The organism is Vibrio sp. Vb1127 (assembly GCF_033338735.1).
GTDB classification, from domain to species: Bacteria; Pseudomonadota; Gammaproteobacteria; order Enterobacterales; family Vibrionaceae; genus Vibrio; species Vibrio alginolyticus.
Genome location: NZ_JAWOTF010000004.1, coordinates 161,840 through 184,873, shown reverse-complemented (window position 1 = coordinate 184,873; position 23,034 = coordinate 161,840). Strand labels below are relative to the sequence as shown.

Sequence of the window (23,034 nt, the reverse complement as noted above, 5' to 3'; positions counted from 1 at the left end):
TCTTTATTCATATAATTAAAGACCCATAATTATTGTGGTGTACGATTTAAAACGTCAACTGTTTTCATGCATAAAAAAACGCTCCCTTGCGAGAGCGTTGAAACATCACGAGTTGTGAAGTAAGTGCAAGTTGATTATTTAATTTGTTGCTTCAAGTACTCGCCTAGTTGCGAGTGGTGCATGATTTTTGATACCGGAAGGATAGTTTCTGCAGGTCCCCAAGCAAATACGTTGACAGGAGTATGCGTATGAGTACCCGTCCCCCATACTGTGTTTTGCTTTGTTGCATGCTCACGCGCTAGCAAGTTGCCACGGTCGTTGTAAGGAAAGAAAGCATCAAAGTCATTGATTGTCGGAACGTTCTCTTCGCTTAAGTATTTGTGTCCAGCGAGTCGGTATGGATTTGGTTTACTTGCTAATACGCGTTCTGCTTGCTCAGGCGTAATCGAAAAATCGCTATTTGCGTTCACGACTTCCGCAAACTTCTCTGGAGTTTGCTCTTTCTTATCAAGCGCTTGGAATTCACTGATCATGCCGTAGTAACTTTTCTTTTGGTTGTATAAACCATCGAGGATCTCGAACTGACCAAAGTTGAAGTTTGGCGCGTAATCCTGATTTTTGAATGCTTCGCCGTCGCGTTTTTGTGGTTTAGGCAAGTTTGCTGATGAGTAGCTAAAGCCAAAAGAGCCGGTTTCGTGGTCAGCAGTAACAATGATCAGGGTATCATCACGGCCTTTTGCCCACTCATAAACTGAGTTTACCGCTTCATCGAATTTAAGCATTTCATGCAGCATCGTACCTGCATCGTTACTGTGGCCAGCCCAGTCAATTTGGCCGCCTTCAACCATCAAGAAAAAACCGTCTTTGTCTTTTGAAAGAATGTCGATTGCTTTGGTGGTCATTTCTTTCAGCGATGGCTGCGTGCGTTTTGGATCGTTTTTGCTTTGACTGTAGGCAATACCATCGTTCATGCCCGAGTAAGCAAAAAGTCCAAGTAATTTGTCACCTTTAGCTTGTGTGAGCATATCGCGGCTGAAAGCCAAGTTGTAACCTTGGTCTTGCGCCTCAGTAAGCAAGTTGCGTTCGTCTTTGCGTTTCGATTTTAGGTAGACATTTCCTTCAGTGAGCTTTTCAAGCTGCTCGTATGTCTCTCCCTTGTCGTTTGTCGACTTTGGAATCCAATGACGAAGTCCACCAGACATCATCACGTCTACGCCTGTTTCGAGCATATCCGCCGCAATACTGTTTTCTAGGGAGCGATGTGGTTGATGAGCGGCAAATGCTGCTGGCGTTGCGTGGGTCATACGCGTATCAGAGACGAGCCCAGTTGCTTTACCTTTACTTTTGGCTTTTTCTAAAATAGTTTCGACATGGTTGCCTTGGCTATCAATGCCAATGACTTCAGAAGCGGTAGGGATTCCTGTCGCTAGCATCGTAGCTGAGCACGCAGAGTCGACGACAATTGCGTCTTCTGGATTGGTCAGTGATGATCCAATCACACCTTCTTGAGCGAGTTTGTATAACGCTGTGCTTTCGCCTTTGTAAACCGAGTTAGGTGCGTGTTTTGCGTAGGTCTCGAGTAAACCAACTTGTTGAGGACCCATGCCGTCGCCGATCATCAAAATGACGTTTTTGATTTCAGCTGAGAGTGCATTGAAAGAGAGGGTAGATGCAGCCACTGCCGTAACGATTGGAGATACTAAGCGCTTCATTATATTTTCCTTGTTTATTGAAAGCGCAGGCATTAAAGCAATGATTTATGAAGGTTTTGTGTCGGTAATAAAAGTTTAACCAAATTGTCGTTTTTGTTTGGTTTTGCAGAAAAAATGAGTCGCTCTCTAACGTTCGTTAGTTTGGAAAGAAGAAAGCCCACAAACGTGGGCTTGGATTACGCTTAGGAGTTGAAAGCATGGACTAAAGTTATCCATTCAGTGCCTTCACAAGAAACCTAGTTTAGGGAGCAATAAACGAGCATGTATTATCGGGCCACAAGAGCGGTCGAATTCACTTACGTTTGCATCATATCGTTCTTTGGCTTATTAAATTATGGGCTGCAGTAAGTGTTTGGTTCAAATAGGATTTGTTGTCGTGACGATTATCAGACTAATGCCAATATGATGCCACCAACGGTAAGTGCCGCAGACAGGTATTGACCCGCAGAATATGAGCCATCCTCTTCTTTCTCGATTTTATCAGGGTGATCCATGCCAAGCGCACCATGCGTGAAAGATTCGACCTTTTCACCAACAGATTTATCTTCTGCTTCTATTTTCTTGCTGTCGTGCTCGATTTGTTGCAGAGCGGCAAGTAGCGCTTTGCCCTCGGTCGAAAGCGTCACCTTATTGTGTTCGACTTTCAGAGGCGAAGCACTAGTTTCTTCTTGTGCAATACTTGCTTGTTTAGAGGCGACAGATTGTTTGGCATAGCTATTAACAGAAGTGCTTCCTACTGGATTCATCGAATACTCCTTGGAACATCGACACTCGGTCACTGAGTGCGGGCAAAAAGCAGTTATATTTTTATCGGCGGCAAAGTTTATTTCTGAAGCTATTTGGATAAAAACAGGTCTGCTTTTGCCGCTTCTAGTTTCTATTGGTGATCATTAGCAAAAAATAGACCAGCAGGAAGCAGACCGTTGTCACCCTATGAACTCGGAGCGGTGTGATGATGCAACGCAACGCAACGCAAGGTAGTAACTTAAATTGAAGACCAGCTACTTACATTGAAGATCGTTATTGCGTTTAGTTAGATGTTGATATGCCGCCATGCGGTGAGCATCTTGTACATACCGTACTGGTGGTGCGAGAACCTCTAACTGATAGTCAGTATTATCGGAAAGCACGTTATCTGTTGGGCTAATTACAACCACTTTTAAGCTCGAGTTGCGGCTTAAGATTGATGCTGCCGTACCCAACCCTTGCTCGGTGTGAAACTTGCCTGCAACATGGACAACCTGAGCGCCTGGGTTGTCGTCTAGGTAGCTAACGATAGATTCCGCCATAGTTTCATCCCAAGTAACTTGAGCTGCAAACTGTTTTTCCGTCTGCTCTGGCTTACCGTGATGCATGGATGCCATGAACTTTTCTTTGTACGGACTACTACCAGTGTTGATGGCTTGTGCAATGAACATCCGCTGATCATCATCGAGCTTGTTAATGTAATCTAGCCCTTGTCGACCAATGCATCGGACAATGCTCTTTGGGGCATTTGCTGCAATGACCGGGAGATTTTTCTGCTTAGCAAACTCCACGAGAGGGCGATAGTCGCTTTCATAATTGGGCCAAGCGTTGGCTTGTTTCATTAAGTACTGTTCGCCGATCTCCCCACGTAGGTAAGCGTCAACAACAGGTTGTTTGTCGCGGGTAAATTGTTCCATAGATAACGCGAGTGAGCGGTCGTAGGACGTAAGTTGTTTGAGCATATCGGTTTGAAAGCGATGAACGCCGGCGTGTGTGTGCCATTCACCAATAAGAATGACATCTGCTTGTTGCAGCTCAATTGGCAGTTTGCTTAGAGCGATGTGCTCGCCAGAAGGGGTGTATAGTTGGTAGTCGTAAAAACTAGTGACTTCCGCTGAGGTTGCGTGAGAGTTGGTGTGCGTATATGAAGAGCAACCAGTAAGTAAGCCTGCAAAGAGCAAGCTCAAAGTAGAAAAGCGCATTGAAAAGCCTCCAAAAATGTCCGGATGATATTAATGGAGGCTGAGCAATGAATCAATATAAATGATAACTATTTGCGTTTGTTGTTTTTTTTGACTTATTAATTGAGTGTTTTTTTGCGATATACACGCAACATAAAATCAGCCTCACATTGGAAAAGTGTAGCGGATTTCAACTCTTCACGAAGAGCATCGGTTGCTTTCCATGCGAATGGCGTCATTTGCAATAAATCGATTGCGGCTCCGTTTTTCAAGTCCATAACATAGTTAAGATGCTGCTGGTGCTCTAATTCAAACCCTGCAATATGTTCTGGTTCTTCATTGTGAAGACGAACTTCTTGATAAATGCGCTCACGCAGTTGGTATAAGTGGCGGCTAGCAGGAGTAACCGTGACAACAACGCCGTCGTTTTTTACAACGCGCTGCAGCTCCTCAGCTTTACACGGGGCATAAATGCGCAAAATGGCATCTAAGGATTCATTTGCGAAGGGAAGTCGGTGACTAGAAGCCACACTAAAGTTGCAGTGCGTGTAACGCTTCGCCGCGTAACGAATGGCAACTTTGGAAATGTCTAAGCCATAAATCGTGGCATGGTTCGCTTGTGTTTCTATCGTCTTTTGTACTTGATCTGTGTAGTAACCTTCACCACAACCAATATCTAATAATTGATGGGTGCTCCCCTCAGTGTATGTTGCACACAGCTGCGCCACTTCTTGGCGCATTGGGTTGTAGTAATCTCCTTCAAGGAATCGACGACGAGCTTGCATCATCTCTTTGTTGTCACCAGGATCTTTAGAACGTTTGTGGTGCGCTGGCATCAAGTTAACGTAGCCTTCTTTTGCTAAGTCAAACTGATGATTGTTTTCGCACTTAAACGTTTTTTCATTTAACGCTAGAGCTTGGTGGCATAGAGGGCATTGATAGTTCATGACGATCTCGAACAGAAAGTAGGGCGGCAAATTCTATCAAAAAGCATGGTCTCAAGTGAAACAAAAAGAGCCGACTGGGTCGGCTCTTATTAAGTATTAGTGGAAGAAGTCGACTTGCTCTTTCAAGTTTCGTGCTTGTTGTTGAAGTTCAATGGCACTTTGCGAGGTTTTTGCGCTCGTGTTGCGGCTTTCTCGGTTAAGTTCACTGATAGAATGGGCATTTGCTGCAATTTCTTGTGAAACTTGAGCTTGTTCTTCTGAAGTCGCTGCAATGGCGTCGGCTTGAGAGGCTATCGACTGCACTTGTACTGCGATGGCTTCTAATGCTGTGCCCGCGTCTTGTGCTTTGTCCAAGACCTGGTTTGCACTGCGTTGGCTGTCTGTCATCATATTAACTGCATTATGAGTCGACCCTTTTAGTTTCTCGATAATTTCCACGACATCTTGAACTGAGCTTTGGGTTCGGTGCGCAAGTGTGCGCACTTCATCTGCTACAACTGCGAAGCCACGGCCTTGCTCACCTGCTCGTGCTGCTTCAATGGCGGCATTCAAGGCAAGTAAATTGGTTTGCTCAGCAATTTCATCAATCATTTTAGTGACGGTTTGAATACTCTCGCTATCGCGATTTACTTGCTCGATAGCCGTTGCTGATTGATCCAATTGATCGTTAAGTTGAGCAACGTCGATACATACGCCTTCAACAATCGCGAGACCAGATTGACTATCAGTATTTGCTGAGCGTACGTTTTCCGCAATGCTTTCGACTTGTTGTGCGACAGATTGAGCGGAAGAGGCCATTTCTTCAATCGCTGTCACAACTTGCTCGACTTCTTGTTGTTGTCGGTCGGCTTGGGTCAAATTGCTATGTGCATCGTTGGCAACGCTGGTGGAGTTGCTCTCCACTAAGTCGCTTGTTGAACGGATCTTACCAACGAGTTCATTGAGCTGACTTGCCATACTGGCGACACCCGAGCTCAGGTTCGTAATTTCATTCTTTGATGCTTTACGAGACGCTGGAATGTTCAAGCTGACTTCGCCGCCCGCTAAGCGAGTCATGTATGAGTTTAGAGTCGTGAGAGGTTGTAAGCTGCGATTCAAGAAAAGTGTCAGTACAACAAAAGTAATGATTGCCGCTACCGAAGAAATGATGGCAATGAGTGTGAGAAGCGTGTCGCTACCTTTTGTTACTTCTTTGATAAACGTACCACCTAGCAGTTTCCAGTTCCAACCTGGAACCTCTGTGTAGACAAGATACTTTTCGCCTACGTTACCTTGGTACTCGAAAGGGTAGCGAATTAATCCACTAGATTGTTCGAAAATCTGGCCAAAAGGCTTGTGACCATTGTAGTCGGCGACTTCTAGTATTGACGAATCTGAGCCGCTTTTTGCTGGATGAAGTAGGTATTTACCAAGATTGTTGTCGTCGTTATCAACGATAATGGTGTAACCAGTGTCGCCCCATTTTATCTCTTCGAGTGCATCGAACAAGGTTTGTGTCGCTTGGTCTACTGGTAAGCCAATAAACGATAGGCCTGCTACCTTTCCTGTCGCATCTTTGATTGGGGCATAGTAGGTAATGTAGCGCTCGCCATACAATTTAATTTGAGCGTAATACGGTTGTCCTGCTTTAAGTTGCTGATAACCAGGATGGTTGATGCCTAGCGTGGTTCCGACCGCTCGTTGACCTTGTGGATCTTTTAGGGAGGTGGACACCCGAATAAAGTCGTCACCCAATGGTGCGAATAGCGTTGCTATAGCGCCGGTATCACGAGTGAAACTGTCGACCAACTTGGTGTCATTAATTAAGCTTTCACTGTATTGAGTGATGTTTGGTACTTCATGTCCCATGAAGTCAACCGTGTAATTTTCGACATAGACACCGGCAAGGTAGCCATTGCGAAAAGTAGATTCGAGGACTTTAGCGGTGTGCAGGTAAGCATCGAATTGGCCAGCAATGGTTTTTGCCATTGATTCTACTTTAGATTGGTGTTCTTTCAGTGTGCTTTCCAATAGAACATCGGAAGCGTTGCGGTAAACAAGCGCTGCAATACTGCTGAAAGCAATGAATAGACACAAAGTGATCACCAGTTTCAACTGGAATCCGACACTTTGATTTCGGTATCTCTCTAACATAGACTAATTCCTGATATTTTTATTATTTATGAGTTTTGTATCGGTATGCTATCGGTTTATATGATCAATTTTTTTGATATTTATTAATGAAACCGTCAAAAGTGACCAGTAACCAATAAGTTAGTAAAGATAGGACCATCTAAGCAGAGCTTTTATTACAAAAAAAAGGCCGGGTATCCCCGGCCTTTATATGGTGATTCTTACTGCGCTGAAATGACAGTGACAAGTTCATGTGTCTCACCTGGTTGGAGCGTTTGACCTTGCTCAATACTTGGTGCATGAACAGCAGACTCCACACACAACATGGTTTGATAACCATCGTCAGCCATGTCACCCATGCTTTGCGCACCTTCTGCCCAAGGGTTCCATAATACTGCAGAGTTGTGGCCTTGGTTGTGTACGTTTAGCGTACGATCCAATACCGGGTCTTTTACCAAAATTTTCGCTTCTGGTTGCGTGTAAACGCGATCAATGGTGTCAGTTAGTTGTAGAACATTACCACCTTGGCATACCGCATCAGCTTTCAAGCTATCAATGTACTCGGCACCCATGCCTGTCGTTTGTGCTTGCTTAATGTCTCCAACGTTTAGGTAAGTATGTAATGCGCCAGAGAAGGTCCAAGCCTCGTCATCGATGTTCATGACTTTGAGCGTCACTTTTAGCTCATCGCCCACTTCAATCACCAAACGAGCGTCAAACATATGGGGCCAAATATCGTGGATTTCTTCTGTCGGGAACAGAGCAAGTTCAACAATCACACCGTTATGGTTCTCACGATGTTCAACCAACTCCCATTCTGCGGTGCGGGCAAAGCCGTGAGCTGGAGCAGCAATACGCCCAAACCAAGGCCAACAAATCGGAATACCACCGCGAAGAGCAGCTTTACCATCGAAGACAGCTTTTTCGCTCATCCAGATCAGATCTTCTTGACCTTCAGGCGTGAACGACACGACATGACCACCGTGTAGCGAGATGCCTGCCGTTGCTTTGTCATGAATCACGCGGACGATTTTTATCTGATCAACTTCAACGATAGTGACGTTATCAGATAGCACCGTTAGGGCTGGGAGAGTTTTTAAATCCATGTGTAGTTTCCTATCGCTGGGGGAGAGCTTTTAGACGCGCTTCGCACATTAAATGCAACATCGAGCCTGCATTCTCTCAAATTCCAGATACAAAAAAGGCGACTCTAGAGCCGCCTTTTCTTTAACGAAGTTATTCGCTAATTGCTAACTTTCTAATTACTTAGAGATGTGAGCGATTAGGTCTAGAACTTTGTTTGAGTAACCGATTTCGTTGTCGTACCAAGATACAACTTTAACGAATTTGTCAGTTAGCGCGATACCAGCTTTAGCATCGAATACTGAAGTGCAAACTTCGCCGATGAAGTCTTGAGATACAACTGCATCTTCAGTGTAGCCTAGAACGCCTTTTAGTTCGCCTTCAGAAGCTTCTTTCATCGCTTTACAGATGTCTTCGTAAGAAGCACCGTTAACTAGGTTAACAGTTAGGTCAACTACAGAAACGTTAGCAGTTGGTACACGGAAAGCCATACCAGTTAGTTTGCCGTTTACTTCTGGAAGTACAACGCCTACAGCTTTAGCAGCACCAGTTGAAGATGGGATGATGTTTTGAGAAGCACCACGACCACCGCGCCAGTCTTTAGCAGAAGGACCATCTACAGTTTTTTGAGTTGCTGTAGTTGCGTGAACTGTAGTCATAAGACCAGATTCGATACCGAACTTGTCGTTAAGAACTTTAGCGATAGGCGCTAGACAGTTAGTAGTACAAGAAGCGTTAGAAACGATGTCTTGACCAGCGTAAGTGTCGAAGTTTACGCCGTTAACGAACATTGGAGTAGCGTCTTTAGAAGGACCAGTTAGTACAACTTTTTTCGCGCCAGCAGTGATGTGCTTACGTGCAGTCTCGTCAGTTAGGAAAAGACCAGTTGCTTCAGCTACAACGTCAACACCGATTTCGTCCCATTTTAGGTCTTCAGGGTTGCGCTCTGCAGTAACACGTACAGTTTTACCGTTAACGATTAGGTTACCGCCTTCAACTTCAACAGTACCGTTGAAACGGCCGTGAGTTGAGTCATACTTAAGCATGTATGCCATGTAATCTACATCGATAAGGTCGTTAATACCTACTACTTCGATGTCGTTGCGCTCTTGCGCTGCACGGAATACGAAACGACCGATACGGCCAAAACCGTTAATACCTACTTTGATAGTCATTATAGTTGCTCCACAACTTAATTTCTGATTAAAGATAACTGGTAGTAAAATTACAGAATCCAGTAAACATCTGCAAGTGATAATCGGACTTAACTTGTTTAAAGTCAAAAAAAAGCGACGCTTTTTTTAACAATTCTTTGCAAATGTACGTTTTTTAAACTTTTAACTGATTCTTCTGTAGCCCAGTTGGCGTAATATAACTGGTGAGATAAGTGCTCTTATCAAATTAATTACGCATGGTGTCCTGGTGAGAAAGTATGTGCTACAACTGTTAAGAGAAGCAAGTTTTTTGCTAAAAAAGTCAATACCAAGAACAGTAAATAAGGAGCCGAAAGTCGTGGAACAAAGCGGGAAAAAAGTGACGAAGTCAGATGAACAGTGGCGTGAGCAACTGTCTGATGAAGAGTTCCGTGTTTGCCGAGAGCAAGGTACAGAGCCTCCTTTCAGCGGTAAGCTACTGCATAATAAGGAAACTGGTGTTTATGCTTGTACTTGTTGTAATGCCCCTCTCTTTGTCTCTGATAACAAGTATGACTCTGGCTGCGGATGGCCAAGTTTTGATGCGCCTATCAACGATCAAGCGGTGCGCTATTTAGAAGATCTAAGTCACGGAATGGTACGTACAGAGATTCGTTGTGCAACGTGTGATAGCCATCTAGGGCACGTTTTTGAAGATGGCCCACAGACCACAGGAGAGCGTTTTTGTGTTAATTCTGTGTCGTTAATTTTCAACAAATCAGAATAATAACGACAAAATTGTGCTCGAGATGTTTTATCCTTTCAGGATGATTCATGCTCAACGGTGATCTGAGTGTCGCTCGACTTAAATAAAAACTCCCGCTCATTGCGAGAGTTTTTCGTTTATATCTCACTGGGTATCATTGCTGGGGAATAGATACCTTTCTCTATGGCTTTCGCCACCGATTCGGCTAATTCATCCAACTGCTTATATCGCTCTGGATGACTGAAATTGAACATACGTTGGAGCTGCTTTTCATCAGCAAGCGGTACGTCGAATCTCTTCGCGACCATTGCCCATAGATACGCTTGCTCTTTGTCTCCAAGCCCTTGATGAATACTTGCCATTGACTTGAGAATGACCGGATTGATGTTGTCTTCATCAGATAAAGACAACGCGTTATTAAGAAGCTCCAGGGTTTTCTTGGTATCTCGGTTGGTATAAAAAGTGGCTAATGCATATTGCATCTCAGCATTATTTAATTGGGGAGACCCTTCCATTTGTAAAAATGCGCGACGAGCTTGAGTATCTCCCGTTTGAGACCATAAGAAATACAAAGTAGCCGGGTCTTCTGAGCCTTTTAATTCGTTTACAATGCGCTCTAGCTCATCAATACTGTGTATCAATGCATTAAAGCGTTGTCTTTTGAGAGCACTTTGATCAATAGGGGTGATCTGGGAGGCGAGTTCTAAACATTTCCTATATTCAGCGACCAGACCGTATTCGATGATTTGGTTGGCTTCCGATGGGTTTTTCAATTGCTCAAACCGATGCCAAACCAAATTTGTTCTTGGAATTCGACATTGGCCGTCATCCATATTGAGCTGCTCGCAACGCAGCTCTGGTGTTTTTTGGCACAACTCTTCGGTTGTCACGTTACCTTCAAAACAGCCCGATAGCACAAAACATGCGAGGCTGAGAAGTAACCAGTTTGTTCTTTTCATGGCTTTGCTTGTGATCCGTTACACCAATTCATTTTCGTATTCTTGACTCAGTTTCTTAACCCGTTATGTTCTGTAAATAGAATGTAATAAGAAGGTACACTATGGACGCAGAACAACTATTACAAGCGATGACTCCAGAAGTTTATGATCGCTTAGTCTATGCAGTAGAAACGGGAAGATGGCCTGAGGGTACAACACTTTCTAAAGAGCAGCGAGATTCGTGTATGCAAGCTGTGATGTTGTATCAATCAAAACATAATACTGATGCGCAGCATATGACGGTTGCAGCCGGTGGTGAAATCAGTTTTAAATCAAAACAAGAGCTTAAAAAACAATTCAGCGGAGAAGAGAGCGATATTGTTCGTGTCAATCCGAACATTGATTAATCCTTACGCCTTATTTCTCAAAATTTTATTATTTTGATTTTGAAAGAAAAAAGCCCAAATTGTATTGGGCTTTTTAGATCGTAGAAAGCTTGAACTTACAGGCTCATTTCACCACGCAGTACTTGTTGCATTCTCTCTTTTACTTCTTCGTAAGAAAGGTTTTGGCTTAGAAGGTAGTGTAGTTTTGCCAGCGCCGCTTCGGGCGTCATGTCAAAGCCACTGATAACACCAGAGTCTGCGAGCGCACAACCTGTGGCATATCCGCCCATATTCACTTTACCCGCCAAACACTGAGTCAGGTTGACAACAATAACGCCGCGCTCAGAGGCTTCTTTCAGGTGACCAAGCAGCTCAGGGTTCTGAGGAGCATTGCCGACACCAAAAGTCAGAAGAATCATCGCATTCACGGGCTGACGAAGCGTGTTGCGGATAACTTCGTGTGAAATACCAGGGTACATGGTGATCACACCGATTGGTTGTGGCGTGATGTTGTGAACCTTAAACTCACCTTCTGGTTGTGCACCAACGGTTACGCTGTTGCTAACTTGAATATTGATCCCAGCTTCCAATAGTGGAGGAAGGTTTGGTGAAGTAAAGGCATTAAAACCGTCTGCATGAGATTTTGTGCTGCGGTTACCACGCATCAATTGATTATTGAAGAACAAAGTTACTTCGTTGATCGGGTAGTTTGCCGCAATATGTAGCGCGTTTAATAGGTTTGCTTGGCCGTCAGAACGCAGCTCTGCGAGAGGGATTTGTGAACCCGTTACAATCACTGGCTTACCAAGGTTTTCAAGCATGAAAGACAATGCGGACGCTGTGTACGCCATGGTGTCAGTACCATGTAGGATAACGAAACCATCGTATTTGTCATAGTTGTCACGAATATCATTCGCAATCTGCTGCCAGTCAGCAGGTGTCATATCTGATGAGTCAATCAGAGGGTCGTATTCGTGGATGGTGTAATCCGGCATTTCAGGACGATGGAATTCGGGCATGCTTGCTAATTGCTTTTCCATAAAGCCAGCAACAGGCACATAGCCGTGGTCGGATTTTTGCATTCCGATGGTACCACCGGTGTAAGCGATGTAGATGTGTTTTCTAGTCATCGTTTTTTCTTTCGTGTAGGGGAACAGAGGCGGGGATTATATACCTAAATAACCTTGAGATGCGAGGCTATACGCACAGCATCAGAAAGTCATCTGAGGAGATGCAAAGCCTAATAAAAAGGGCACTTCAAGTAGAAGTGCCCTTTGTAATATTGATGGAAAAACTACTGCACTTGGCAGTTCAAACAAAATGCGTATTGACCTTTAGGATCGTTGAAGCTTTGGAGCAAGCTTGCGTCTTGTTCGAATTGTTGAGCTACGGGTTGAAGACTTTTTGGTAGCAAGCTTGTTGCATCAATACCTAGAGAGACTTTCACCTGTTTCATAAACTCTTGCAGAAATAGTTCAGTAGGTGAAAGAGGCTCTTCTACCCAGTAAATGCCGTAATCGGTCACGTTCGCTAGTTTCGCCGCTAGCTCTACAGCATCATCAAAGTCACCCATTTGATCGACAAGACCAAAGGATAGTGCATCTTGGCCAGTCCAAACTCGACCTTGAGCAACCTTGTCAACTTCCTCTAGAGACATATCGCGATTCTCGCCAACTAGAGAAATAAAGCGCTTGTAACCGTGTTCGATACCTAATTGGAACACTTGAGACGCGCCCTCAGAAAGGCCAGTGGTAATACCGTCACCTGAGAACGGCGATGTGCCAACGCCATCAGTGTTAATACCTAACTTGCTAAAGCCTTTTTCAAACGTGGTGATGACACTAAATATACCAATGGAGCCCGTCAGGGTTGTTGGCTGAGCAACGATTTTGTCTGCGCTCATTGAAATCCAATAACCACCAGAAGCAGCCAAACTCGACATGGATACAACAACCGGCTTACCTGCTTGCTTCAGAGCTTCTACTTCGTTACGAATCACTTCAGAAGCAAAGGCACTGCCTCCTGGACTATCTACTCGTAATACGACCGCTTTCACTTTTTCATCATTGCGTGCTTGACGCAGCAAGCTTGCGACTGTGTCACCACCAACAGTTCCGCGAGGTTGTTGACCGTCCATAATCGCGCCACTTGCTAGAACAACGGCGATGTCGTGCTGAGGTAGTGTGTAATCGGGACGAATCGTTGCAAGGTAGTCGTAGTAACCAATCGCGTTGTAGCTGTCTTTGCCGTCACTGCCAAACTGTTTTGCAAATAGAGTGCGAATGTCTTGGCGTGTCGCAAGTTCATCCACTAGCCCCAATTTGACTGCGAGCTGAGCAATATCGCCATTTACAGACTTCATCTCGTTAATCAGCTCATCCATGGTTGGATTAAGCACTTTCGCATCAATGTTTCGGTTTGTTGTTACGTCATCAACAAAAGCACTCCACAATTGAGTAACCCAACGTGTTGCTGACTCTTTCGCCGCATCGGACATGTCATCACGAATAAAAGGTTCGATAGCGGATTTATAAGTACCTACGCGAAAAACATGAGTAGAAACGTCAAGCTTTTCAAGTAACGTTTTGTAGTACATTGAGTAAGCGCTGTAACCTTTAATCAATACACCACCATCAGGTGCCAGATAAACTTTGTCAGCGTAACTTGCCAAGTAATATTGGCTTTGGTTGTAGAAATCACCTACGGCGTAAACGGGTTTGCCTGACGCTTTAAATTCGTTCAACGCTTTCGCGATGTAACGTAGTTTCGTGAGATTTGTTTCTGGCATGTCTCGTAGTGCTAGCACTAATCCAGACACTTTAGGATCGTCTTTCGCGTAGCGAATAGTATCAACGATATCGAAAAGGACGTTTTCTTTCGGTAGCTCATTACCCAAAAGGGAACCAGCAAAAGAGTCCATTGGGTTTACATAACGTTTTTGTTCGACAATTGGGCCTGAAAGGTTCATCACCAATGCCGATTCTTTTTCGACGACAGGTTGACCGTCTCCGGTATAAGTAAAGGCAAAGTAGAAAACGGCAATCATCAGCAAGAAAATTAGGTTTGCCAGTGCGAGTCTGATGAAAGTGATACTTTTCCATATCCCTTTAAATATCAAACCAATAAATTTGAAGAGTTTTTTCATCTTGTCTCCATAACGAGATAGTTACGCCGAGTCTAACAAAGTATGGGTTCTTATCTCTAAGATCTCAAAAGATAACATTTTTTTAGCTTATCACGACCACTCAACAATTGGCATATTTTCACACGAGATTGATCGGTGTTACAAAAATGTAAACGCTTGTTTGATTTTTTGGTTGAGCAGGCTTAATCTGGTCAGACCATGATAATAACAATGGATGTTAAGTGATGTCTGCCATGTACCCAAACCTATTAAAGCCACTGGACCTCGGTTTCACACAATTACGAAACCGAGTTCTGATGGGATCAATGCACACGGGCTTAGAAGAGCACAAAGAAGGATTACAGAAGCTCGCGGCTTTTTATGAAGAACGCGCGAAAGGCGGTGTCGGACTGATTGTAACCGGAGGTTTTTCTCCTAACTTACGCGGTCGTTTACACCCGTTGAGTGCTGAATTCAGCAAGCCAAAACATGCTAAAGCCCATAAAGTTGTGACAGAAGCGGTGCACAAGCACGGTGGTAAAATTGCGTTGCAAATTCTCCATGCTGGGCGTTATGCAATGCATCCATTCTCGCAAAGTGCATCTGGCATTAAAGCGCCAATTGCAAAGTTTGCTCCGAGTGAAATGAGCGACCGCCAGATAAAGAAAACCATCGACGCGTTTGCTAATAGTGCGGAGTTAGCACAGCTTGCTGGTTATGATGGCGTCGAGTTAATGGGCTCGGAAGGTTACTTGATAAACCAATTCTTATGTAAACGTACTAATATGCGTTACGACGAATGGGGTGGCAGCTATAAAAAACGTATGCGTTTTCCGCTAGAAATTGTTAAAGCGGTACGCAAGGCGGTAGGTGACAAGTTCATCATCATCTTCCGTCTTTCTATGCTGGATCTTGTCGAGCAGGGCAGCACTTTTGAAGACGTTATCGAATTGGCGAAAGCACTTGAAGAGGCTGGCGTCACGATTATTAATACGGGTATCGGTTGGCATGAGGCTCGAATTCCGACTATTGCGACTCAAGTACCACGCGGTGCGTTTACATGGGTTACGGAAAAAGTTAAACCTCACGTTTCGGTTCCTATTATCACTTGCAACCGTATAAATACGCCAGATGAAGCAGAACGTATTTTATCTTCCGGTCATGCCGACATGGTTTCGATGGCGCGCCCATTCTTGGCCGATCCTTACTTTGTTGCTAAAGCCGAACAGGAAAAAGCGCAGCTTATTAATACGTGTATTGGTTGTAATCAGGCGTGTCTAGATAACGTGTTTAAAGGTAAGCGCGCCAGTTGCTTAGTGAACCCTCTAGCGTGCTATGAAACCGAAATTGTTGTTGAACCAGCCTTTAAAAAGAAAAACATTGCAGTTGTTGGTGCTGGACCTGCGGGCTTGGCTTGTGCGACCACACTGGCTGAACGTGGCCATAAGGTTGATTTGTTCGAAAAGAACGACCGCATCGGTGGTCAGTTCCGTCTTGCGATGCAGATCCCTGGTAAGGAAGAGTTTCGAGAGACGATACGATATTTCGCTAACCGTATTGATGAAACAGGCGTGAATCTGCACTTATCGACGGAAGCGAACTATGACTTACTCACAGAATACGATGAGATAGTGATGGCATCGGGTGTTGAGCCACGTAAAGTCAATATTGATGGAATTGATAACCCAGAGAAAGTCGTCGACTATCAAACTCTCATTCGAGACAAAACGCCAGTCGGTGAGAAAGTGGCTATCGTTGGTGCTGGTGGCATTGGCGTAGATGTCGCGACCATGCTCACAGAGCCAGTTGGACAAACGTTGGATGACTGGTTGCATGAATGGGGAATCGACAAGGAGATGTCTCAGCCGGGTGGTTTATATCCTTACCCTGATGCAGTCAGCGATAAAGAAGTCTGGGTACTTCAGCGTCGTAAAGGTCGTGTAGGTAAAGGTCCGGGTAAAACGACAGGTTGGATCCATAAACGTACCCTTGAAAAACGGGGCGTACATTTAGTCGGTGGCGTGTCTTACGATAAAATTGATGATCAAGGTTTGCACATTCATGTAGACGGAAGCGCGCAGGTACTTAATGCAGACAAAGTGATCATTTGTGCTGGACAAGAGTCTGTACGTCCGTTTGAAGATAAATGGTCTGAACTTGGAGAGAAGATTCATATCATTGGCGGAGCTGACCATGCGGGTGAACTTGATGCTGTGCGTGCGATTCGTCAAGGTGTTAAATTGGCGGTAAAACTCTAGCCTTTTAATGTGTATTTACCATAAAAGCTGCGCTTTGAGCGCAGCTTTTTTGTATAGAACTAGTCACTGATATCTGGCAGTTGTTTGGCCATTACCACGCCAGCAAAAGTAATAAAAGAGAACACTAACACCACAGCTGAAAGGCTCAAGAAGTTCGACATAACACCAAGAGAGCTCATTAGAAGCAGCATTATCCCAACCACTGTGTTACTCACGGCTACATAGCTCGTCCGTTTGTCACCTTCTGCGATATCAACTAAATAGGTTTTTCGTCCGACTCGTATTCCGTCGTGGGCAATACAAACACAAAAGTAAAGCAGAGGAATCACGAATAGGAAGCTTTGGCTAGCGGTGACCCATGTATCGTAAACAAATAACACAACACCAAGTAGCGCGCTCATCATTGCGCCTATGACCATCACACTGCGGCTGGAGCGATCGGACATTCTTCCCCAGAAAGGACCTGACACAAAGGAGGCTAAGCCACTCGCAAACATAAAGAGAGCTAGCACCCAGAGCTGTCCACCCAGAGATTGCTGTGCCAGCACAACGTAGTACGGTGCACTCAGCGCAGAACATAAAAATAGTGTCCGCGTGATAACGAATCGACGAAAGGTCACGTCTGTCTTAAGTAACGCGAGTTGTTTAAATGCTTCGAGGACGCCATTTCGACCACCATCTACCTCACCGGCATACTCATTAATTCGCGCATATACGAATGCCGCGATGAGCCATATGACGCCCGCTAAGCCTAAACTCAGACCGTAAAAGCGCTCTGTCGGCTCTACGTCCCATAACCAGGCTAGTGCCAGAAGGCTAGCGAAAAGCAGCGTAACCAGGCCAGCAGCGCTTGAAGACCAGCCGTTGACTTGACCTCGTTGGTTTTTAGGGATGGTTTTGCCCAATACATCTTTTGATGCGACGGAATTTAAACCGCGTGAGAGGCTGAAGATCACAAGACATGCAATCACACCATAACCCGCAGCTGCTCCTGTTAGAGTTAATGCGACCAATCCGATTGCAAATATGGAAAGAGCCTGCAAGATGCTGCCAATTACCCAGACCCATTTTCTTACTGGAATGCGTCGGATGTAGTGCGCGATGCTAAGTTGTGGGATAAGGGATCCTGACTCACGAATAGGAACCAGCCAACCAATTAAGTAAACCGGAGCCCCGAGACTTTGTAGTATCCACGGCAACGTGACTTTAGGATTGATTAACGCATCGCCGACTTTCGTTAAAAACTGAGCGAGAATGATTTTAAGAAAGTTGCCGGGAACTTGATGACAAGCTGATTCAGGAATCGCCTTACAGGCACGGGCATCTTCGTCATTAACGATCTTTTCGTAAATGCTGTTTTGTTTGTCCTTGTTCATCAACCTGCCTATGTTCAACTTATTCATTTCGCGAATAAATTAACATTAAACCCAGATTGATGTTAAGTGAAGCACGTTATCAAGCCCACAGAAAACCGGTTGTTATTCGCAGGAGCAGATTGTGCTAAAGTGGCGTAAACAAAATAACAACGATATTCAATAAGGATTCTTTCATGGACGCTCTCGATCTTTTGCTCAATCGCCGATCTATCGCGAAGTTATCCGCGCCTGCACCAGAAGGTAAAGCACTTGAGAACATCATTCGTGCTGGCCTTCGTGCGCCTGACCATGCGGGATTAACCCCTTGGCGTTTCGTTATCGCACAGGGCGATGGTTTGAAAAAACTGTCAGATATATTGGTAAAAGCGGCAGAAGCTGAAAATAGTGATGAAGCGGTGGTCGAAAAGGTAAAGAATGCCCCATTTCGCGCACCAATGGTGATCACGGTGATTGCTAAAGTAACAGAACATGAGAAAGTACCAGCACTAGAGCAACACTTATCTGCGGGATGCGCTGTACAAGCGATGCAAATGGCAGCTGTAGCGCAAGGCTTTCAAGGGTTTTGGCGCTCAGGTAAGTGGATGTTCCATCCAGAAGTTCATCAAGCATTTGGTTTAGAGGGTGACGATGAGATTGTTGGTTTCTTGTACTTAGGCACGCCTGGTTGTACACCGATGAAAGTTCCTGAGCGTGACCTTTCTCAGTTTGTTGAATTCCTATAACTAAAAACTTAAATAAACTGACTGTTTATTTATACAGTTTTTCTTGATTTATTAGGGCTACATTCGATAATGTGGCCCTAATTATATTTATTTCCAAAACGTTATGTCTCGTCTGTTTATTGCTGAAAAACCAAGCTTAGGCCGTGCGATTGCCGCTGCACTGCCAAACCCTCAAAAGAAAGATCAAGGATTCATCCGCTGTGGGAACGGGGATATCGTTACTTGGTGTATCGGCCATTTGCTCGAACAAGTCGAACCTGACGCTTACGATGAGCGTTATAAGAAGTGGAATATGGCAGATTTACCAATTGTTCCGCAGCAATGGCAGCTCAGACCGAGGAAAAGCGCAAGTAAGCAATTAACAGTGATTCGTAAATTGCTCAAAGAAGCTAACGAAGTCATTCATGCAGGAGACCCAGATCGAGAGGGTCAGCTGTTAGTTGATGAAGTTCTGGACTATTGCAAGTTATCTAAAACCAAGAAGGAATCCACACAGCGTTTGCTGATTTCCGACTTGAACTTACCTGCGGTTAAACGCGCACTCAGTTCTATGCGCAGTAATCGCGAGTTTATCCCACTTTCAGTTTCTGCATTGGCCCGCTCTCGGGCTGATTGGCTGTATGGTATGAACATGTCTCGTGCTTATACCTTGCTTGGTCAAAAAGCAGGGTATCAAGGTGTTCTCTCGGTAGGGCGAGTGCAAACGCCAGTTCTTGGCTTAGTGGTGCGTCGTGATGAAGAAATCGAAAACTTTGTCCCGAAGGACTATTTTACCCTACATGCTCTGATCCCATATCAAGATGCCAATGGTACTTTTGATATTCGTGCTCGTTGGAAGCCAAGTGAGGCATGCAAGCCTTGGCAGGACGAAGAAGGTCGAGTATTAAACCGTAAGTTGGTAGAAAATGTTGCAAACCGTATTGCAAATCAACCCGCAAAAGTGACAGAGTCGGAACAAAAGCAAACCAAGCAATCAGCACCATTACCTTATTCGTTATCTGCTTTACAGATCGATGCCGCGAAGCGCTATGGTATGAGTGCGCAACAAGTACTAGATACTTGTCAGGCATTGTATGAAAAGCACAAGCTGATCACTTACCCGCGTTCAGATTGTCGCTATTTGCCGATGGAACACTACTCACAAGCAGGGACGGTGACAACTGCTATTGCGAATAACGCAAAAGAGTTGCAAGTTGCCGTTCAGGGAGCAGACTTAACATTAAAGTCCAAAGCCTGGAACGATAAAAAAGTGGATGCACACCATGCGATTATCCCTACACCGAAGCAAGCTAATGTGAATGCGCTTTCCGGCAATGAGATGAAAGTGTATCAATTGATTGCGCGCCAGTACCTCATGCAGTTCTATCCGGCGGCGGTTTACGCAGAAGCGAAATTGGTTTTCGATATCGCTAGTGGTACGTTTGTCGCGAAAGGTCGTCAGTTAGTTTCGCCGGGTTGGAAAGCGCTAATGGGCAAAACTGACAAGGAAGATGAAGGTATTGATGCCGTGCCACCGCTACCCGAAGGCACCGTGTTAACTTGTCGTGAAGGGGAAATAAAAGACCGAAAAACCGAGCCACCAAAGCATTTTACCGAGGCATCGCTGTTGCAAGCGATGACCGGGATCGCCCGTTATGTTGCGGATAAAGAACTGAAAAAAATCCTTCGTGACACTGATGGGCTAGGCACGGAAGCGACTCGCGCTGGTATTTTGGACACGCTGTTCAAACGCCAACTGCTTACGCGTCAAGGTAAGTCAATTCTCAGTTCTCCTGCGGGAAGAGGTCTCATTCATGCCTTGCCAGAAGATTCAACATACCCTGATATGACGGCTCATTGGGAGCACCAGTTACAAGGTATGGCAGAGAGAAATCAAGCATATCAGCCGTTCATGCAAGCACTGGAACAACGCATTGATAGCTTGATGGCACAAGTAAAAGCAGGGCCTATCCCTGATTCGTTACGTCATCTACCCAAGGTGGAACGTCCTGCGTTTAAACGTAAAAAGCGCAGTTATTCAAAGAATGGTGGCGCGACTAAATCTCGTTCAACCAAAGGTAAGTAGGCATAGGACAAGCGCGGCGTAATTAAACACCGCGCATGCTTGAAAATAGATTACTCGAACAGGTCACCGTGGTTTTGGATCGCGCCTCTTACTTCACCTTGAGTTAACACGCGTTTGTCCAGTACCTCTTTCACCTGGTTGCCCAAGTCAACTAATGTATCTCGATTCGCTTGAGTTTGGCGTTTACCAGCACTTCTCAAGCAGTAATTTAGTTCGTGCTCTTCGCTAAAATTAACCAAATCCCTATCTGCTGCCATCGAGCTTTCTCCTTATTTGTTCTACTTTTTCCTAAGTCTGGATTGGATGTAGATAAATTCAAGTTAGATTGCGCGAATTATGCTGGTGGATCACTGATGAACATTATGTTTGCCAACCAAGTCACGATTATGAAGCCTGGCTTTGATGGTATTTGGTTTAGTGATGGTTGTGTCTTAATGCTGCTACCAAGGTAACTCAGTACCATCGTAGTTAATAAATCGACCTGAAAGCTGCGGTGTGCTCAGCTCTATCACGTTCGCTAGGCCTTGCGCGGAGGTTTGCGTATCTATCAAAGCATTTGGCCCGCCCATCTCCGTTTTTACCCAACCAGGGTGAAGCGCTAAAACGGTAAATCCTTCAGGTGTTAAATCATTACTTAAGCTTTTCACAACCGAGTTAAGCGCCGCTTTCGATGAGCGATAAATATAACCGCCACCGGACGTATTTTCGGTCATGCTCCCCACTTTTGATGAGATACAAGCAATCTTTTTTATCTTGCCTTGTTGTAAGCGAGGGTAACAGTGCTCAACCAGTTTTAACGGTGCAATGGTGTTTACTTCGAAGGCTTTACGCCATTCTTCTACGTCAGTGTTTCCAAAGCCATATCCCTTGGGGCCGTAATATCCTGCATTATTGATGAGTAAGTCGATGGCAGGGAGTTTATCGGCAAGCTTAGCGACTTGTTCGTAGTGAGTGACATCCAGTTCGTGCAAAACCAGATTACTGAATTGTGAGGCTAGAGTTTGTAGTTCTGAACTGTTCTCTAAGGAACGGCTAGTAGCATGTACTTGGTGGCCTTGCTTCAGGTACAGCTCAGTTAAGCTAAGGCCAATGCCGCGATTTGCTCCGGTAATAAAGACGGTTTGACTCATACAAACACCTATGTTTTTTTGATTTCAGTTGAAAGTCATTGTGTTAGTTAAGCACAATAAAATCAACCAACCACCACGCACCAACAACAAGAGATGAAAATAGGGATAGGGCACAAAGAGAGCCAAACAGTGCGCCGAGAATAGCAAAGAAAGTAGAATTCATATGTATATTAAATCTAATTGATATTGAAAATCATTATCAATTAAATTGCGTTTTATTCAACCCTTTAAGTTGATACTATTTCGTTACCATTGTTATTAAGAATTTCTCATGCTGCCATTTATCTACCACCCGATTTATTCTCAACTTGAGTTGCCAGAGGGGCATCGTTACCCAATTATGAAATACCAGTACCTCTATGAATCGGTATTGGTGCATATGGAGAAAGATAACTGGAAAGAGCACACGCAGTTTTTCCAGCCCGAAGCATTAACTGTTGGGGAAGTAAAACGTGTTCATGACGAGGAATACGTCGAGTTACTTGTTAGTGGAAACATGCCAGCTGCGAAGATGCGCCGAATAGGTTTTCCTTGGAGTGAGTCTCTCATTACCAGAACGCTAACTTCAGCAGCGGGCACGGCTCTGACCGCAAAAAAGGCACTTGAGTACGGTGTGGCCATTCATTTGAGTGGTGGGTATCACCACGCACACAAAGAGTTTGGCAGTGGTTTTTGTTTATTTAATGACTTAGTGATCGCGGCCAGGCAAGCGCTCGAAGTCGAGCATGTCGATAAAGTATTGATCATTGATAGTGATGTTCACCATGGGGATGGAACAGCAACTTTATGTGACGATGAGCCAGATATCATCACGCTTTCTTTCCACTGTGATAAAAACTTCCCAGCGAGGAAGCCTCAGTCTGACCTCGATGTGCCTATGGTGCGAGGAACAGGTGATGAGGATTTTTTAATGGCGTTTAAAGAAGTGGTCGATATGGCACTTAATCTTCATCGCCCTGATTTGGTTATCTACGATGCTGGTGTCGATATACATCAAGACGATGAGCTTGGATATTTTGATGTGTCGACGCAAGGGATTTTAGAACGTGATAGATTTTTAATGCAAACAGTGAAATCTCGAGGTATCCCTGTCGCAGCTGTCGTTGGAGGTGGATATCGAACGAATCATGCTGACCTCGTCCCAATTCATTTGCAGCTTATCAATGCCGCTAAAGAAGTCTTTATTGATGAGTAGATACAACTAGATGTAAATATCAAATTGATTCAACACTGGAACGAAAGGAAAGGGCATTAATTTTTTGTGGGTTCTTTCGGAGTGTGGCGGAGTGCTTAGTTGCGTTCAAGAAGTGATAAGTGATTTGTACAAATCTTTTAAGTCTGGAGATGCGAAAAA

At 44.6% G+C, this 23,034-nt stretch carries 19 protein-coding genes; 6 read left to right on the top strand and 13 right to left on the bottom strand.

Translation table 11 applies throughout. The annotated features are described in order from the left end of the window. Positions 1-134: 134 nt before the first annotated feature. The 7 genes from R7H07_RS08710 to gap all read right to left on the bottom strand — a co-directional run bounded on the left by R7H07_RS08710 (position 135) and on the right by gap (position 8,957). Positions 135-1,712 (bottom strand): alkaline phosphatase, encoded by a 1,578-nt coding sequence (locus R7H07_RS08710; protein ID WP_025767190.1) that lies wholly within the window; start codon positions 1,710-1,712, stop codon positions 135-137. Positions 1,713-2,098: 386 nt separating this feature from the next. After that, positions 2,099-2,458 carry a hypothetical protein gene (locus tag R7H07_RS08705; protein WP_005380688.1) on the bottom strand — a complete coding sequence of 120 codons (360 nt, stop codon included), beginning with the start codon at positions 2,456-2,458 and terminating at the stop codon, positions 2,099-2,101. A 255-nt stretch (positions 2,459-2,713) separates the two neighbouring features. After that, entirely contained in the window at positions 2,714-3,661 is a 948-nt protein-coding gene (locus R7H07_RS08700; RefSeq protein WP_064376892.1) for a ChaN family lipoprotein, read from the bottom strand. Positions 3,662-3,759: 98 nt separating this feature from the next. Next, positions 3,760-4,587 (bottom strand): 23S rRNA (guanine(745)-N(1))-methyltransferase, encoded by an 828-nt coding sequence (gene rlmA / locus R7H07_RS08695; RefSeq protein WP_206959624.1) that lies wholly within the window; start codon positions 4,585-4,587, stop codon positions 3,760-3,762. A 96-nt stretch (positions 4,588-4,683) separates the two neighbouring features. Further along, positions 4,684-6,720, bottom strand: coding sequence for a methyl-accepting chemotaxis protein (locus R7H07_RS08690; protein ID WP_086046942.1), 2,037 nt, complete (start codon positions 6,718-6,720; stop codon positions 4,684-4,686). A 200-nt stretch (positions 6,721-6,920) separates the two neighbouring features. After that, positions 6,921-7,805 (bottom strand): D-hexose-6-phosphate mutarotase, encoded by an 885-nt coding sequence (locus tag R7H07_RS08685; RefSeq protein WP_054576261.1) that lies wholly within the window; start codon positions 7,803-7,805, stop codon positions 6,921-6,923. Between the two features lie 156 nt (positions 7,806-7,961). Continuing rightward, positions 7,962-8,957, bottom strand: coding sequence for a type I glyceraldehyde-3-phosphate dehydrogenase (gene gap / locus R7H07_RS08680; protein ID WP_005380697.1), 996 nt, complete (start codon positions 8,955-8,957; stop codon positions 7,962-7,964). A gap of 337 nt (positions 8,958-9,294) precedes the next feature. Between gap and msrB the strand changes: the two genes are divergently transcribed. Next, positions 9,295-9,702, top strand: a complete 408-nt coding sequence (gene msrB / locus R7H07_RS08675; RefSeq protein ID WP_005380698.1) for a peptide-methionine (R)-S-oxide reductase MsrB — start codon at positions 9,295-9,297, stop codon at positions 9,700-9,702. A gap of 116 nt (positions 9,703-9,818) precedes the next feature. Here the strand turns inward: msrB and R7H07_RS08670 are convergent, their stop codons facing one another. Beyond that, a complete protein-coding gene (locus R7H07_RS08670) occupies positions 9,819-10,640 on the bottom strand; it encodes a DUF2989 domain-containing protein (protein ID WP_206959626.1) in 822 nt (273 codons plus the stop codon). A 101-nt stretch (positions 10,641-10,741) separates the two neighbouring features. On the opposite strand from R7H07_RS08670, the gene R7H07_RS08665 reads away from it, so the two are divergent. Further along, positions 10,742-11,026, top strand: a complete 285-nt coding sequence (locus R7H07_RS08665; protein ID WP_005380700.1) for a YeaC family protein — start codon at positions 10,742-10,744, stop codon at positions 11,024-11,026. Between the two features lie 95 nt (positions 11,027-11,121). Here R7H07_RS08665 and ansA read toward each other — a convergent pair whose 3' ends face one another. Together ansA and sppA are read right to left on the bottom strand one after the other, a co-directional pair. Further along, entirely contained in the window at positions 11,122-12,135 is a 1,014-nt protein-coding gene (gene ansA, locus R7H07_RS08660; protein WP_017635822.1) for an asparaginase, read from the bottom strand. 164 nt (positions 12,136-12,299) lie between these two features. Next, a complete protein-coding gene (sppA, locus tag R7H07_RS08655; protein ID WP_206959628.1) occupies positions 12,300-14,150 on the bottom strand; it encodes a signal peptide peptidase SppA in 1,851 nt (616 codons plus the stop codon). Between the two features lie 224 nt (positions 14,151-14,374). Here sppA and R7H07_RS08650 point away from each other — a divergent pair, with 224 nt between their 5' ends. Beyond that, complete coding sequence (locus R7H07_RS08650) at positions 14,375-16,387, top strand: NADPH-dependent 2,4-dienoyl-CoA reductase (protein ID WP_005380708.1); 2,013 nt, start codon at positions 14,375-14,377, stop codon at positions 16,385-16,387. A 59-nt stretch (positions 16,388-16,446) separates the two neighbouring features. Here R7H07_RS08650 and R7H07_RS08645 read toward each other — a convergent pair whose 3' ends face one another. Then, on the bottom strand, positions 16,447-17,763 hold the full coding sequence (locus tag R7H07_RS08645; protein ID WP_025767195.1) for an MFS transporter: 1,317 nt from the start codon (positions 17,761-17,763) through the stop codon (positions 16,447-16,449). Positions 17,764-17,936: 173 nt separating this feature from the next. On the opposite strand from R7H07_RS08645, the gene R7H07_RS08640 reads away from it, so the two are divergent. Together R7H07_RS08640 and R7H07_RS08635 are read left to right on the top strand one after the other, a co-directional pair. Continuing rightward, entirely contained in the window at positions 17,937-18,485 is a 549-nt protein-coding gene (locus R7H07_RS08640; protein WP_005380711.1) for an NAD(P)H nitroreductase, read from the top strand. 103 nt (positions 18,486-18,588) lie between these two features. Then, positions 18,589-20,550 (top strand): DNA topoisomerase III, encoded by a 1,962-nt coding sequence (locus tag R7H07_RS08635; protein ID WP_158156755.1) that lies wholly within the window; start codon positions 18,589-18,591, stop codon positions 20,548-20,550. A 50-nt stretch (positions 20,551-20,600) separates the two neighbouring features. Here R7H07_RS08635 and R7H07_RS08630 read toward each other — a convergent pair whose 3' ends face one another. Together R7H07_RS08630 and R7H07_RS08625 are read right to left on the bottom strand one after the other, a co-directional pair. Then, positions 20,601-20,807 carry a hypothetical protein gene (locus tag R7H07_RS08630; protein WP_005380717.1) on the bottom strand — a complete coding sequence of 69 codons (207 nt, stop codon included), beginning with the start codon at positions 20,805-20,807 and terminating at the stop codon, positions 20,601-20,603. Between the two features lie 183 nt (positions 20,808-20,990). Continuing rightward, positions 20,991-21,680, bottom strand: coding sequence for an SDR family oxidoreductase (locus R7H07_RS08625; RefSeq protein WP_206959630.1), 690 nt, complete (start codon positions 21,678-21,680; stop codon positions 20,991-20,993). Between the two features lie 271 nt (positions 21,681-21,951). Between R7H07_RS08625 and R7H07_RS08620 the strand changes: the two genes are divergently transcribed. Next, on the top strand, positions 21,952-22,875 hold the full coding sequence (locus R7H07_RS08620; RefSeq protein WP_025767197.1) for a histone deacetylase: 924 nt from the start codon (positions 21,952-21,954) through the stop codon (positions 22,873-22,875). Positions 22,876-23,034 lie beyond the last annotated feature (159 nt).